Source organism: Pseudomonas sp. PB103 (assembly GCF_009764635.1).
GTDB lineage: Bacteria > Pseudomonadota > Gammaproteobacteria > Pseudomonadales > Pseudomonadaceae > Aquipseudomonas.
On record NZ_RWIL01000176.1, the window covers coordinates 90472 to 105784 of the forward strand.

At 54.8% G+C, this 15313-nt stretch carries 11 protein-coding genes; 10 read left to right on the forward strand and 1 reads right to left on the reverse strand.

The genetic code is table 11. The features are described from left to right. Window positions 1-8 precede the first annotated feature (8 nt). Genes tssM through EJA70_RS30765 form a run of 7 tightly spaced genes read left to right on the forward strand, consistent with a single transcriptional unit; the run spans window position 9 to window position 12662 of the window. Complete coding sequence (tssM, locus tag EJA70_RS30735; protein WP_158836363.1) at window positions 9-3548, forward strand: type VI secretion system membrane subunit TssM; 3540 nt, start codon at window positions 9-11, stop codon at window positions 3546-3548. Next, a complete protein-coding gene (locus tag EJA70_RS30740) occupies window positions 3548-4276 on the forward strand; it encodes a PP2C family serine/threonine-protein phosphatase (protein WP_008078706.1) in 729 nt (242 codons plus the stop codon). The genes tssM and EJA70_RS30740 overlap by 1 nt, the downstream gene beginning before the upstream one ends. Next, window positions 4273-5274 (forward strand): serine/threonine-protein kinase, encoded by a 1002-nt coding sequence (locus tag EJA70_RS30745; RefSeq protein WP_158836365.1) that lies wholly within the window; start codon window positions 4273-4275, stop codon window positions 5272-5274. Before EJA70_RS30740 ends, EJA70_RS30745 begins: the two co-directional genes overlap by 4 nt. Window positions 5275-5302: 28 nt before the next feature. Then, window positions 5303-7351 (forward strand): type VI secretion system tip protein VgrG, encoded by a 2049-nt coding sequence (locus EJA70_RS30750; protein WP_158836367.1) that lies wholly within the window; start codon window positions 5303-5305, stop codon window positions 7349-7351. Window positions 7352-7356: 5 nt separating this feature from the next. Beyond that, a complete protein-coding gene (locus EJA70_RS30755; RefSeq protein ID WP_158836369.1) occupies window positions 7357-8376 on the forward strand; it encodes a tetratricopeptide repeat protein in 1020 nt (339 codons plus the stop codon). 18 nt (window positions 8377-8394) lie between these two features. Next, entirely contained in the window at window positions 8395-11571 is a 3177-nt protein-coding gene (locus tag EJA70_RS30760; RefSeq protein WP_158836371.1) for a hypothetical protein, read from the forward strand. Continuing rightward, window positions 11568-12662 (forward strand): tetratricopeptide repeat protein, encoded by a 1095-nt coding sequence (locus EJA70_RS30765; protein ID WP_158836373.1) that lies wholly within the window; start codon window positions 11568-11570, stop codon window positions 12660-12662. Before EJA70_RS30760 ends, EJA70_RS30765 begins: the two co-directional genes overlap by 4 nt. 79 nt (window positions 12663-12741) lie before the next feature. On the opposite strand, the gene EJA70_RS30770 is transcribed toward EJA70_RS30765, so the two are convergent. Further along, window positions 12742-13128, reverse strand: a complete 387-nt coding sequence (locus EJA70_RS30770) for a DUF6124 family protein (RefSeq protein WP_158836375.1) — start codon at window positions 13126-13128, stop codon at window positions 12742-12744. 490 nt (window positions 13129-13618) lie between these two features. Here EJA70_RS30770 and EJA70_RS30775 point away from each other — a divergent pair, with 490 nt between their 5' ends. The 3 genes from EJA70_RS30775 to EJA70_RS30785 form a co-directional block, all read left to right on the forward strand. After that, the gene (locus EJA70_RS30775) at window positions 13619-14368 is read left to right on the forward strand and encodes a lysozyme inhibitor LprI family protein (RefSeq protein WP_158836377.1); all 750 of its coding nucleotides are present in this window, start codon (window positions 13619-13621) and stop codon (window positions 14366-14368) included. A 41-nt stretch (window positions 14369-14409) separates the two neighbouring features. Then, window positions 14410-14814 (forward strand): hypothetical protein, encoded by a 405-nt coding sequence (locus EJA70_RS30780; RefSeq protein ID WP_158836379.1) that lies wholly within the window; start codon window positions 14410-14412, stop codon window positions 14812-14814. A 43-nt stretch (window positions 14815-14857) separates the two neighbouring features. After that, window positions 14858-15313 (forward strand): hypothetical protein (locus EJA70_RS30785; protein ID WP_158836381.1); only part of this gene is annotated, 456 nt, incomplete at its 3' end.

The following is a 15313-nucleotide window of genomic DNA, read 5'->3' on the forward strand; positions in this document are numbered from 1 at the left end:
GACGTGTGATGAAAAAGTTTTTCAAGAAAGTCGGCGCCTTCCTGCGCCAGACCTGGGTCTGGACCCTGCTGCTGGTGCTGTTCGTGGCGCTGCTGGTGTGGTTCGTCGGCCCGTTGTTGGCGGTTGATGACTACAAGTTCTGGGAAGGTTCGACCTCCCGTCTGTTGACCATCAGCGTGCTGTTCCTGATCTGGGGCCTGACCATGGTCTTCGTCAGCTGGCGCGCGGGCATCCGCAAGAAAGCCGATGAAGAATCCGAGGACGGTCAGGATCGCATCCGCCGCGAAGAGCAGATCGACGAAGAACAGAAAGAGTTGAAGGCGCGCTTCAAGGACGCGCTGAAAACCCTGAAGACCTCGAGCCTGTATCGCGGCCGCAGCGAACGCTGGCGCAGCGACTTGCCGTGGTACCTGTTGATCGGCCCGCAGGCCTCGGGCAAGACCAGCCTGCTGGACTTTTCCGGTCTGGAATTCCCGATCAACAAGATCGACCGCAAGCTGACCCGCGACACCCTCGGCACCCGTCATTGCGACTGGTACTTCGCCGATCACGGTGTGCTGATCGACACCGCCGGCCGTTACCTGACGCAGCCGGACGCCGAAGTCGACGGCAGCGCCTGGACCACCTTGCTGGAACTGTTGCGCAAGCGTCGTCGTGGCCGTCCGTTGAACGGCGTGCTGGTGGCCATTCCGGTGGAAACCCTGCTCGGCGGCAGCGAACAAGACATCGACACCCTGGCGCGCCAGGTACGTGCCCGTCTGCAAGACGTGCATCAGAAACTGCACGTCGACGTGCCGGTGTATCTGGTGCTGAGCAAGGCTGACAAGCTGCTGGGCTTCGACGAGTTCTTCGATCAACTGACCCGCGAAGAAAGCGATCAGGTGCTCGGTACCAGTTTCCGCAAGGATCAGGTCGGCACCGACGTGGCCGTGCTGCGCAACGAGTTCGAAGAACTGCTGCGTCGCCTCAACAGCCAAGTGATCATGCGCATGCACTCCGAGCGTGACACGCAGCGCCGTGGCCGCATCCTCGACTTCCCGCATCAACTGGGGCAGATCGGCGAGCGCATGTGCCTGTTCGTCGACATGGCGTTCACCGGCAACCGTTATCAGCGTGCTACGCAACTGCGCGGTTTCTACCTGACCAGTGCACCGCACCTGACCCAGGAAATGGATGCGAGCACCGCCGGCATCGGCGCCAACCTCGGCATCAGTGCCGGCGTGTTGCCGACCTTGCGCAGCGGCCGTTCGCGGTTCATTCATCACTTGCTCAGCCGGGTGATTTTCCCTGAAGCCGATCTGGCCGGTCTCGACAAGCGCGAGCGCAGCCGCATCCATTGGGGGCAACGTGCGTTGTACGTCGGCGCACTGGCGGCACTGGCGTTGTTCGGCATGCTCTGGGCCGGCGGTTTCTCGGCCAACTACGAGCGTCTGGAAAACCTGCGCAACCTCGCGCAAAACTGGACGCAGCAGCGCTCGGCCTTGTCGCCGCGCGATGATGCGATGGGCGCGCTGAAAACCCTCGACACCAGCTATGCCGCGACCCAGGCCTTCCCGAAAAAAGGTGATGTCTCGTACCTTGAGCGCGGCGGTCTGTATCAGGGTGAAACGGTTAATCCGGTGGTCAAAGAAGCTTACGAGCGCGAGCTTGAGAAGCAACTGCTGCCACGCGTCGCGACGATGCTCGAAGGGCAGATCCGCGCCAACATGAAGGACCGCGAAAAGCTGCTCAACAGCCTGCGCGCCTACCTGATGCTGAATATGAAAGACCGTCGCGACGCCGCTTGGCTGAAGGACTGGGTCGCCACTGACTGGTCGACGCGCTACACCGGCAACACCGCGGTGCAGAACGGTCTGAACACTCACCTCGAACGCCTGCTGAAGCTGCCGTTTATCTACCCGCTGAACGACCAGTTGGTCACGCAGGCGCGTCAGGTATTGCGCAGCGAATCGCTGGCCACCGTGGTTTATCGCATGCTCCGCGAGCAGGCGCGCAACTTGCCGGAATACCGTTTCAGCCAACACCTCGGCCCGCAAGGCTCGCTGTTTATCGGCACCGAATACGTGATCCCGGGCTTCTACACGCAAACCGGTTATCAGCAGTACTTCTCGGTGCAGGGTTCGGCGCTGGTCACCGACATCCTGCGTGACAACTGGGTGCTGGGCGAAGGTGCGGGCATCAGCGACATGGACCTGCGTCGCCTGATGGTCGAACTGGAGCAGCTGTATTTCCGCGACTACGCCAACTACTGGAGCGAAGCCGTTGGCCAGGTGGCGTTGCCGCCGATCAGCGACGCCGGTGAAGGCGCCGAACAACTGGCGGGGCTGACTTCGGCCAACTCGCCGGTGCTCGCATTGCTCACCGAAGTGCGTGAAAACACCCGCTTCCCGGCTGCTGCCGATCCGGTCGATGAAGCCGGTGATGCCGCCGATGCACTGGCGGGGCAGAAGGGCAAACTGGGTAAAGTCGGCAAACTGGCGTCTGCCGTGGCGGACAAGGCTTCGGCCCTGAACGTCGCCAAGAGCCTGCCGGACACCGCGAAGAAGTCGCTGCAACGTCGCTTCGAACCGCTGCATCGTTTGCTCGATGACAACAACGGTCCGGGCGCCGACCTGACGCCGGCTTTCAACGCGCTCAACGACCTGCAACTGCAACTGTCCGGTCTGGCCCGTTCCAGCACGCCGGAACAAGCCGCGTTCGAACTGGCGAAAACCCGCATGAGCGGCCAGCGTGATGCGCTGACCAACCTGCGCACCGCTTCCGGTCGCCTGCCGCGTCCACTGAGCGTGTGGTTCAACGTGCTGGCCGAAGACTCCTGGCGTCTGGTGCTCAACGATGCTTACCAATACCTCAACGGTCGTTATCAGAACGAACTGTACAGCGTGTATGGCAAGACCATCAGCAAGCGTTATCCGTTCAGCGCCAGCAGCACCAGCGACGTGGCGATCAGCGACTTCCGCGAGTTCTTCAAGGCGCAAGGCACCGTTGACCGCTTCTTCGACAGCTACATGCGTCCGTTCGTCAGCGGCGATCCGGGCAACTACCGCATGCGCAGCATCGACGGTCACAGCCTGCCGGTGTCCAAGGTCTACCTCGATCAGATGGCGGCGGCGTTGACGATTCGTCAGAGCTTCTTCTCGATCAACCCGGCCGAACCGACCGTGCAGTTCAAACTGGAGCCGTACACCCTCGACCCGGCCGTCAGCCGTTCCGAGTTCAAGTTCGGCGACAAGACCATGGAATACCGTCACGGCCCGATCCTGCCAATGTCGTTCAAGTGGCCGACCGAGGCTGAAGACGGTCGTACCAGCCTGGTCATGGACAAAATGGCCGGCCGCCCGATCGGTATCGAGAAGAACTCCGGCCCATGGTCGCTGTTCCGTCTGTTCGACCTGATGCAGACCGAGTACCTGACCGGTCGCGACGTGCTGGTGCTGAAAGCTGACGTAGGCGGCCTGCGCGCCAACTACCTGCTGACCAGCCAGCGCACGCCGAACCCGTTCGACATGGGCGTGCTGCGCACCTTCCGTATGCCGGTGCAGCTCTGATGCTGGTGGCCAGTCCCTGGCGCAGCGCGGCGCGTACCGACCCGGGCAAGGTGCGGGCGCGCAACGAAGATGCCTTCCTCGACCATCCGCAGCAGGGGCTGTGGGTGGTCGCGGACGGCATGGGCGGTCATCAGGGTGGCGACGTCGCCAGCCAGTTGATCGTCGCCAGCCTGGCTGAACTGCCGGCACACGACGAGTTCGACGAACGCCTCAAAGCCATTCGCCAGTGCCTGCACTGGCTGAACCGGCGTTTGGGGCAGGAGTTGACCGTCACTGCCGGCCGTCACGACAGCATCATGGGCAGCACCGTCGTGGCGCTGCTGGTGGAAGGCAATCGCGCGGCCTGCATCTGGGCCGGCGACAGCCGCTGCTACCTGTGGCGCGGCCAGCGTCTGTACCAACTGTCCAAAGACCATTCGCTGCAACAGCAACTGATCGACGAGCAACAAATGAGCGTCGAACAGGCGGCAGCGCACCCGTCGGCTCAGGCGTTGACCCGAGCCGTCGGCGCCGCCGAACAACTGACCCTGGATGTCCTCGAACTCGAGGTCTATCCGGGCGATGCGTTTTTGCTCTGCAGCGATGGTTTGTATCAAGGCCTGAGCAGCGATGCCCTCGGCAACGCCCTCAGCCTCAGCGCGCCGCACGTGGCGCTGGAACGTTTGTTCGACGGTGCCCTGCGGGGCGCCGCTCGGGACAATTTGACTGCCGTGGTAATCCGCCAATGAGTGAAATCGAATCACCCATCGATGACGTGCTGATGAGCGAAGAACAGGCCAACAACCTGACCTACTTCGCCTTCGCCAAAGCCCATAACGCGGAACCCGCGCTGGCCCCGACCAAGGCCAGCATCGGCGCGTTGCCGGACGTGCTGGCCGGCCGTTATCGCCTCGAGCGCCTGCTCGGGGCAGGCGGCATGGGCGCTGTATACCGGGCGAGGGATCTGCTGCACGAACAGTTCGGCGATCCCGACCCTTACATCGCGCTGAAAATCCTCAGCGAAGAATTTGCCGAATCGCCGGACGCCAGTGCCTTGCTCTACAGCGAGTTCGCCCTGACCCGACGCCTGCGCCACGACAACGTTGTGCGCGCACACACCTTTGAAGTCGACACCGATTGCCAGCGGGCCTTCATCACCATGGAATACATGCGTGGCCTGACCCTGGACAAATTGCTCTGCGAGCGGCCCCTCGGCCTGCCGTGGAAAGAACTGCGCGACATCGTCCTGCCGCTGCTCGACACGCTGGCCTACGCCCACCGTCGCGGCGTGCTGCACGGCGACATGAAACCGAGCAACGTCATGCTCAGCGAAGACGGCTTGCGCCTGTTCGACTTCGGTCTCGGCCAGGCAGAAGAGGGCACCTTGCCCGGCCTGCCGCACCTGAGCCGCGAGCGCTTCAACGCCTGGACGCCAGGCTACGCCGCCCCCGAACTGCTTGAAGGCCAACCGTTGTCGGCCAGCGCAGACGTCTACGGCGTGGCCTGCGTGATCTATGAATTGGCGGGCGGCAAACACCCGTTCCGCCGCTTGCCCTCGACCCAGGCCCGCGACGAGCACCTGGAGCGCGAGCTGCAAGCCCCGGCAAACCTGCCGAAACACTGCTGGCCTGCGCTGCAAACAGCGCTGAGCTTCCACGCGGCGGAACGCGCCATCACTGCCACTCAATTGCGTGACGCCATGGGCGCCACCTCGTCCTGGCTGCAACGTCTGCGACTTCGGGCATAACGGATGACATTCGAACAGGGAACACACAATGTTCAACTCAGCTAACGAGACCCACTTCAGCCTGACGGTCGAAGACTATGTCGGCGACCTGCAAGTGCTGTCGTTCACCGGCACCGAAGGCATCAGCCAGCCGTTTCGCTTCGACCTCGAACTGGTCAGCGAAAACCCGGATCTGGACCTGGAAAAGCTCCTGCACAAACAGGCTTTCCTCGCCTTCGATCCGCAGGGCTCCGGCATTCACGGGCAGATCTATCGCGTCGCCCAGGGCGATGCCGGCAAGCGCCTGACCCGCTACAAAGTGTCGCTGGTGCCGCAACTGCAGTACCTGCATCACCGCACCAACCAACGCATCTACCAGCAGATGTCGGCGCCGAAAATCATCGCGCTGATCCTCGAAGAACACGGCATCAAGGGCAACGCCTACAACTTCCAGTTGAGCCAGCCGTGCCCGGATCGCGACTACTGCGTGCAGTACGACGAAACCGACCTGCATTTCGTCCAGCGCCTGTGCGAAGAGGAAGGCATCCACTACCACTTCCAGCACACCCCGAAAGGCCACCTGCTGGTGTTCGGCGACGACCAGACCGTGTTCCCCAAACTCGGCCAGCCGACCGCTTACATTCAGGGCAGCGGCATGGTGGCTGACGAGCCGGTGATCAAAGGCTTCCGCCTGCGCCTGGAGACCCGCACCAGCCGCGTCACCCGCCGCGACTACGACTTCGAAAAACCGCGTCTGCAAATGGAAGCGGCCTACAAACCGGACGCCGCTCCCGATAGCCAAAGCGCCGAACCGGATCTGGAAGACTACGACTACCCCGGTCGCTTCATCGACCGCGCGCGCGGCAAGTTCCTCAGCCAGCGCGCCCTCGAACGCCACCGCGCCGACTACCGTCAGGCCGAAGGTCGCGGCGACCAGACCCGTCTGGTCAGCGGCCACTTCATGGAAATGTCCGACCACCCGCGCAGCGAGTGGAACGACCTGTGGCTGCTCACCGAAATCTTCCACGAAGGCAAACAACCGCAAGTCCTCGAAGAAGGCGTGACCAGCGACACCACCGACAACAAGGACGACTTCCACCAGGGCTACCGCAACACCTTCCTCGGCACCCCGTGGGACGTGTTCTACCGCCCGGCCCTCGAACACCCGAAACCGCGCGTACTCGGCAGCCAGACCGCCCACGTCACCGGCCCCGCCGGTGAAGAAATCCACTGCGACCAGTACGGCCGCATCAAGGTGCAATTCCACTGGGACCGCGAAGGCCAGGCCGACGACAAAACCAGCTGCTGGCTGCGCGTTTCCAGCTCCTGGGCCGGCGACCGCTACGGCGCCATCAGCATCCCGCGCGTCGGCATGGAAGTCCTCGTCACCTTCCTCGAAGGCGACCCCGACCAACCACTGGTTACCGGCTGCCTGTACCACAAGGAAAACCCGGTGCCCTACGCCTTGCCGGCGAACAAGACGCGCAGCGTGTTCAAAACCCTCAGCTCACCGGGGGGCGGCGGGTACAACGAGCTGCGCATCGAAGACAAGAAAGGCGCGGAGCAAATCTACATCCACGCCCAGCGCGACTGGGATGAAAACGTTGAGCGCGACCAGAAGATTCGGGTCGGCAACGAACGCCACGACACCGTTGAGAAAAATACCTACACCGAACTCAAGGCCGAAGAACACCGCACCACGGTGTCCGACCGCAAGGTTGAAACGCGAATCGATGATCACCTGACAGTTGGGCAGAACCAGCACATCAAACTGGGGACTGCGCAACTGACCAGCGCCGGGAAAGAGATCCATCTCAAGGCTGGGGACAAGATCGTTATTGAAGCGGGGACGGAGCTGACCATTCTTGGGGGTGGGAGCTTTATCAAGCTCGATGGCGGTGGTGTGACGGTGGTTGGGCCGGTGGTGAAGATTAATGCCGGTGGGGCGCCTGGGAATGGGACCGGGATCGGGATTAAACCGCCGGTGCTGCCGGGGGCGGCGGATAAGGATAAGGCGGGGAGTTTGATGGATCAGGCGTTGGGTAATTCGCCGCCTGAGAAGGTTAAGCCGAAGGCTTTTTTTGTGTTTTCTGAGTGATCGACATGAATGGTTTTTTGAAGAAGAGGAATGGCTTCGCCGTAGCGGCTTTCACCGCCTCGCTGCTGAGCCTGTTTCATGGCAGCGCTTATGCGGGTGAGTGTCCGTCTGAGGACTTTTCCCAGTTCCTGCCGGCGTTCTCTGCGAATGCTGAAACTCAGCAGCGGTTGACTGCGATGACGGTCAAGTCGCTGGTATTGAAACCGGTTGGTGAGCACGGGGTTTTTGAACCGCAAACGACGGGAGTCAACAGTTCCAATCTGGCGTTTCCGTTAATGGCGCCTGTAGACATAGAAAAGACTGAAGGTGTTGAGGTTGAAACGATTGACGATAGTCATTTCAACGTTGTGGACAAGCGAGCGGGTAACAGCAACATCAAGATCTTCAACTTTTCTCGCCAAGCGTGTTGGGTGCTTGAGGGAATTGAAGATTGGTCGATCAGAGAGAAAGATCTCGTAGAGGGGAGCAACCCCCGCATGGGCAAGACAGAAAATTTTTGCTTTCAGCGTGCAGAAGCCTTCAGAGGCCTAGGGGGGCTAGAGGAGTACCGACTCACAGGCGAGTTATTTGAAGCGTCTCTGGAGAACTATTTATGCGCAGCAGCTTCCGGTGATCCTCAGTCCAGTCTAAGTGCTGCGAGTTTAAGTCTTTCTGGCATGGCTCCGCAGTTGGAGACCGAGAAGGTTGAGCAGCTGTTCAAGGCAGCAGCCGCCACTTTGCCGGAGGGCGCTATGAGCCTATCGTTGTTTTATTGCGACGGTAACAACATTTCATCTGACGGCCCGTGCCAGCACCCAGAACAAGCTGAAGAAGCGTTGACGCAAGCTGCCCGTATGGGGAGTGCCTTCGCAACAAATGCGCTCGGTCGCGCCTTCGAAACTGGAAGGTTTGTTACAAAGGACATGTCCAGGGCTGTTGCTTGCTACCAACTCGCTACCAAAGAAGGCAGTAAAGGTGCCATCGCACATTTGGACCGATTGAATAAGCAGCCGGCCGGAACTTATAAAGCCAGCTATTGCTATTGATTATTGCAGGAAGCAGAAATGACAGAGCCACTAAGTTTCTCGAGTGAATATACAAGCGCCAATTATAGATATAAGGAGGGAGGGAACGGTTTTGATGTTGAGGATGGTAAGAAAATAATTGACTGTTCACACATGGTAAATTTGCTGCTCACGCGTGCTGGCTACGAAGTCCCTTATCAGAATACAGTAGCTCTTAATGGGGACGAGGCTCTTCAGTACTATGATGTAATTAGTCCCGCTAATGTAAAGCGTGGAGATATCGTACTTTGGTTTAACAAAGTATCCAATGATCAAAGTAGGACGTTAAAGCATACGGGTATTGTCGAAAGCTATGACAGCACATTAGAATCTGAGATTGGTAGCTTTTTTGGCGCGCAAAGTTCCGGCCCAGCCACTGCACCATTCGGTGCAGTGGGGAAAGCTTATTTTTGGCCAGTCCCTACAAAATTTTTAAGGGTTAAAGAGTCAACGAGGTCGGGAGCTACCTCTCCTGCTCCTGCATCGGCTCCAGTTCAGGCAGGGGCGGTGCCATTGATGAATTTTCAATTCCCTTTCCGCAAACCCGATGGCAAGCAGTTTGCTGGCGCTGATGAAGTGTATAAGGTATTGGAGAAGGAAGCGTCTGGTCATTACTTGCTTGGTAGTAATAAGTTCTGGCACGGCGGAGTTCACATCAGTAATGCAAGCGCTTCACAATGTATATTAGATGAGCCAATACGCTGTATGGCCGATGGTGAAGTTGTCGCGTATCGCTTAAACAAGGACTATTTAGAGTCACCTTTCGATGTAAATGGCGAAACGAAAAGGTTGAAGTATTCAAGTTCATTCTGTCTGGTTCGGCACGAATATAAATCTGCACCTAATCCAGAAGAGGGGGTAAATAAGGGGAAGCAGAACAAGCTGACATTTTATAGTCTGTATATGCATCTTTTGCCGTTTAATAAATATCCTCTTTCTCCTGCGGAAACTCCAAAGCCAAAAGTGACAATGCAGGTAAATGATTTTAAGGCATATGACGAATTGCCGGTGTCATCTAGTGTTATATCCGCAGGTAAGCTAACTAAGGGTTCAAGGCTTGAAATCTTAGATCAAGGGCCGGTCCCTAACACAGATCGAATTTATGCCAAAGGTAAGATAATTACTGGAAGCGTAAAGTCAGGCTCGCAAGTAAAAAGAGAGGCAGGAAGTGAAATCTGGTTCGCGTATTTAAAAAACGGGCAGCCTTATGAAAATAACGCCGGAGATAGGGTTTGGATAGAAGATAGGATACCTGCGCGCGAACGGCCAAATTATTGGCAGGGAAAAGTTAATGGAACGGTAGTGAATAAACTTCCGCTCTTTGGTGCTCCGTCAGATCCTAGTAACGGAAAAGCGGCAGGTGCTCCGCTTGGCGCCGTGCAGTTAGTTATGAATAGCGTCGTGGCATTCGATAGTCAGAAGGTAGTGAGTTTAGTTTCGGGGGCGTCACTACAGCGTATGGCTGAATGCACTTTGGTTAGCGGTGGTCCGACTGGTGCGGGAAATGTTCCGCCAACATTTTGGGCGTGTGTCGAAAATACTCCAGAAAATAACGTAGTGAAATGGAGTGTTACGGAGCCGGCTTCTGCCGATATTGTTATAAACGTGGGGGTTGGAATCAAGGCGGGGGATCCTATTGGTTACCTTGGGCAAATGGAGAATATAAATGAGTTGGAAGAGGTCAGTAGTAAGTTTCAAGTTCACGTAGAGATTTTTACCGCTGATGCGGGTATAGAGGGCTTCTTAAATAACACTGCCGGATTGAAGATAGGTAAGCAATACTTGTCTTTGGCAAAAGATAGTTTGCTGAAGTTTAAGGCTCCGGGCGTAGGAGAAGTCGACCTGAAGGAGTCGCACGCGGTAGACTTGAGCAAGGCACCCATATTCAAAGATTCAGAAGAGTGGTATGAGGTTCATGTAGAGGATGATGGCCAAGCTCTTGTAGGATTGGCCAGGAAGGCAGGTTCTAATTTAATAACGCAGCACGACTGGGCGGATTTAGGATTTCAGGTAGTTGAAGAATCCAATTCTTCAGCTGATGGCTTTCTCGATCCAAATGATCTTCCACCGTTTTTCAAGAAGTTATTTGAAAAAATCGATAAAAATAACAATCATGAAATAGAGGCTGAAGAGTTAGCTGAAGCGCTTAAGAATTTGGAAACGCGCTCGCAATGGTCAAAACTTATTGCTCGGCATCCAACGGAGTGGAATGATAAGGCAGATCAGCCAAAGTGGGCGCGCCTGTCCGATATTCTCAAACATTCCCCCAAACTTTTGGAGCATGAGAAAGAGAGAATAAATAATCTCATTTTCTGGGATAAGCTATCTGGTGAAGCTTCACCTGGTACCAGCATGGTTTGGCATTTTCATCCAATAGAGTTCGTCGGAGGGTTCACTTCTGCAGTAGCGGAGCTTGTATCTTACGACCAAATGAAACGAATGTTTCCGGCATCCTCGGAAGAAAAGCGTGAGGAGGTTAGAGGTTTATTTAATAAATATGCCGATCGTTTTGAGATCAATACGGCGCCTAGAATTGCCCAGTTTTTTGCCCAGGTTAAAGCAGAAGTTGGTGATGCACTTGTTGGGAAAGTTGAGGACTTGTGGTATAGGACCGATATTCTTAGAGAAAAATTTGGACGTTATTTTGATACTTATCCTGCAGAAGCGGATCAGATTGGATATAAACGTATCGAGTTGAGTCAGTACAACAGTCTTAGTCCTGCAGCAAAAAGTGCGTACACAATACATAACGAAAAAGCGTACTCGCAATTCCCAAATGAAGATGAAATTGCTAAGCGGATCTACTGCTGCTGCTCTGCGAATGGGGGGTTTGTATTAATACAGGGTGGATGTGTAGAGGGGATAAAGTATAAAGGGAAGGGTTTCATTCAACTCACATGGAAAGCCAATTATCAAGCCGTGGAAGACCTTTTGAAGGTAAAGATACCAGAGGAAACTTTCCAGATGGTTTCGAACCCGGATCAGTTGCTAGAAACAAAATTCGGATTGCTTTCAGCCATGGGCTTCTGGGACTGGAAGAAACTAAATGATCTCGTGTTCCCTACTACTGACTCAACAACTGAGATAACCAAAATTGTTAACTTGCATACCCCTGAAGCAAGCTATATTAAGCGTCGGAATAATTTTACCTTCATATATCAGGAGATTGGGCAGTGAGCAGTCTATTTCAAAAAATCAGATTCTTTAATGTTTTATTCTTCGTATTTGCAAACTCTATGGTGTGGGCGTCTCAATCTACAGATTCGGCTTCGGAGGTCGTAAAGGAATTTCATATAAAATTAATGCCGGATTTTGTCGGGCAAAAGCTGTTGATTTTTAAAGAAGATGGCGTTGTTGGAAAGTCGTTGAGTATTGTGGCAGATAAAGATGGTAAGCAATCCGTAATAAGCAAAGCATCCTTTGCGCTACCCGATATAAGAAATGAATATTCTCCAGCGAGTTATGATGGGTTTGCTGTGGCTGTGCTAAGCGGTCAAAAAAAAATAGTAAGTGTTTCGGGGGGGCAGGGCGAGGATTTACTTTATAAATATGCATCCTCTAAGGCAGGCGATATAATTAATTTGACTACAAGGGAGGACGGTAATACTGAGTCTGTCTTTAATGTGCAGTTCCAGTATGACGCGTCAGTCAAAAAAATTGTGGTGAGTAAAGTTCTACTTGTAAGCAGCAATAGTGAGTGTGACAGGTCGATATTGAGCGTTTATGCGCTGCCTTCAAATGACTTAATGTCTATTTCATTTGAAGAGTTCGATGGCGCGAAAGCGTTTGAGTACTTAAAAAAACTCCGCTCGGATTTCCTGGCTAAAAAAATAGGTAGTGAAAAGCTTTTTTCGGTTTCCGTGACTTCAAATTTTGAAAAGGCGTTGGCAGCTTTTAAAATTGGCGATAAAGCAAAGCTAAAAGAATTAATGGGGAATATGTTGGTTGATGGCGGTTCAAGTGATAGCTGTGCTCCGGACTCTTATGTGGTGGAGAAGTATTACTACCCCGGTATGGTGGGGTGGTCCAACGATGTTGGATTCTTATTTGCTGAAGCCGGGTACTATCAGGAGGCGATTGAGTTATTGAAAGTAGTTGTATCGGAGAATCCGGATAGGGCAGTCGCCTATTTGAATCTGGCAGATGCTTACTGGGGACTAGGGCTCAAAGAACTTTCGGCTGAAAACTACAAAAAATACAGCCTGCTGATGCAGCAATCAGGAAAGTTCGCAAAAATCCCCAAAAGAGTGGGGGAGCGTATTAAGTAGAATTTTTCACTGCCTTTGGTTTATTCGATTATTGCTGATTGGGAAAGGGGGAAGTGCTTATCCCCCCTATCCGTTCCACTTAGGTCTTAGCTTCTTGCCTCGCCGCGATTAATTCTTCCAGGTGATCCAGCGCACGCTCCACCATGAGCTGCGCGCCATCGGCAATTCGGCTAAGGGCCAGTGCTACGGAGCGGTTAGAGCCTTCGACATCGTCCGCTAATTTGGCGGCGATGGCGCTGATGGACAGCATGTCTTCGGAGGCGTTGGCCAGGAGGGCTTCCGGGTCAAAGCCGGTCGAGATGGTGAAGAGCCTGCCTTTGCGGCATTTGGACGGTTTGTCGTTGGTGGGTGGGAAGTAATGGGCGAAGGCACGGTCGGCGGCTTCTTTGTCGAGCAATTCTGTGTCGAGGGATTGCTCGGCGGGGGGGCCAGTGTTGTCTGGCGGGTTGGGCGTTACTTTGAACATGGATACATCCCGATATGAGTATTTAAAGGGACTGACACCCGTTCGCTTGCATTCGAATGAAGGTGGCAGCTGTACGCAGGTGTGCAAGACCGGGCATATCGGACCCGGCAGACCCCAAAAGGACCTCCCGCGCACAGCCGCCATAAAGCGTCATAACGAGCACTTGAAAGCTCGAACCTCTGACTAGGCGTTTGTGCGGCGATATGTACCGGACTTGCACGTCCGTGTCATCGTTTTTTGCGGTGACAAATCAAGGTTAGCGGTGAATGCAAGGTGTGGATAGTTCATGGGTGGCTCGGCGTTCTGCGGGAAATGTCCGACGAACATGACATCCGGTTAGCAGAGGATCGTGAGTTCTGTTTAGGTGCCTACGCCAGAACGTGGATGGGTCTTACAGCAGGGCATCTACGTCTGATTCCGAAGGTTGAGTGGGTCAAATTCAGATCGGATGAATTGCAGGCTTTTATTGTTTTTCCAAGGAAACCAGGGAATGAAGATTTTCAGATTCGGCGTCGTTTTCATACTGTCCTTACTATCGTCCCTCGCCCAAGCGGAAGGCACGATGATTGCGACCGTGCTTCAGGCGGATTTTTCCAAAGATCCGGAGGTAAGGCTGCTCGTAAGGGTTGTAGACATAGGATGGGGGCCGGATGCTCCGTCGATGGCCCTTCGTAAAGAGTGTCTGGCGAGGGGGAAATCGTCTGACCGTCCCGGCCCGGATCCATGCTTTTCGATTGAAATCACCGAGAGCAAAAAACAACGGGCCATCGTTCGCCAAACGTTGCTGAATGATCCTCAGCGCTCAAGCGACCCGATCTATCTGGAGATTGTTTACCAGTCTGAAGTCAGTGCGACCGATCCGACCAATCATCATAGGCGCTCTGCCTGGCTGAAGATTGAAGAGAACGGTTTCTACAATTGGAACAACGAAACCAAGCAGGCTTTGGCGGACGTTGTGTGGCCAACTGTGCCGAGTGGGACGCTTGATCTGGTCGTGACGGATACGGATGCACTGCTCAACCTGGTTTACCGGGAGCGCATGGAGCGGTTGGACGAAAATGCACAGAAAGGCCTGAGAGAAACCCAAAGAGCCTGGATGAAGTTTCGCGATGCGGAGTGTCTGCCTGAGGCGAAATCGTATAAATCGGTTTTCGGGGAGTGGTCGAATTCCTGCTTGATCCGCGCGACGATAGAGCGAGCGCGTCAATTGGCCATGGCTCCGGACAAGAACAAGCAGTGAATTAAAGCATTTGATCAGCCGGTAGATGGAGTAGGTAAGTCTTGAAAGGATTGTCGCTGTTTTCAGTTTTGTGTTTTTCATGTTGTGCATTTGCAGGCAGCGCACGAGAGCCAATCGTCGATATATACAAAGCGGATGTCGCTAAGGTTTCCGGAAAAATTGTCCGTTACTTCCAGACGTTCGATAGCCCCTGCGTCAATATTCAGATTCTCAAGCCTGGGGGGCAAGGGGCTGCGAGCGACTCGATTGCATTCTGCGGCATTGCAGGGAAGAGTTTTAACAACGGCTTCTCCGATGTCTCATTGGATAAGGCGACGTTTTCCGACACCGAATTGCAGCTGACCTTCAAGCTGATGTCGTTGGTTGGAGTGAATGAAACTACCGAATTATGTAAATTCCGCGTTGATGGGGAGCGTCTCGCTGAACCTGAATGTACGGCGCAGTAATGGTCGTGTATTGCACAGTCAGCCACGCCATCGGAGAGTCAAAGTGAAAGTCGTTTCCTTGTTGTTCCTGACATTGACGTGGGCATTGCCCGCAAGCGCAGAGCCGGCCGGTGTCAGTACAAGCCAAGCAATGCCCGCCGCCATGGTCGCCGCGCTAACGAAAGAACACCAAATGCCTGCAGAGAGTTTTCGCTCTATTACAGATGGCGTCGTTAGCTGGAGCGGTGGAACGATTGCTGCCGTGGTGATTGAAGATCCGAATGGCATTTGTGCGATTTACAGGTATCAAGAAGGCCAGTTGGATCTGCCTTTTGACGGCGTGCCCTGTAAGTTTCTTGGGCCACCCTCGCTGATGTCGGATAGAAAAACTGATATGCCCGATGTCGTGTTCGCCGTCGAGTTGTTCGTCCCCAACCGGGGCGGGATGGCCAATCACAAAGTGGCGTTTTATTACGATGCAGAGAAGAACGCTTATTGCGAGAGTCAGTCGCTTGCGAGT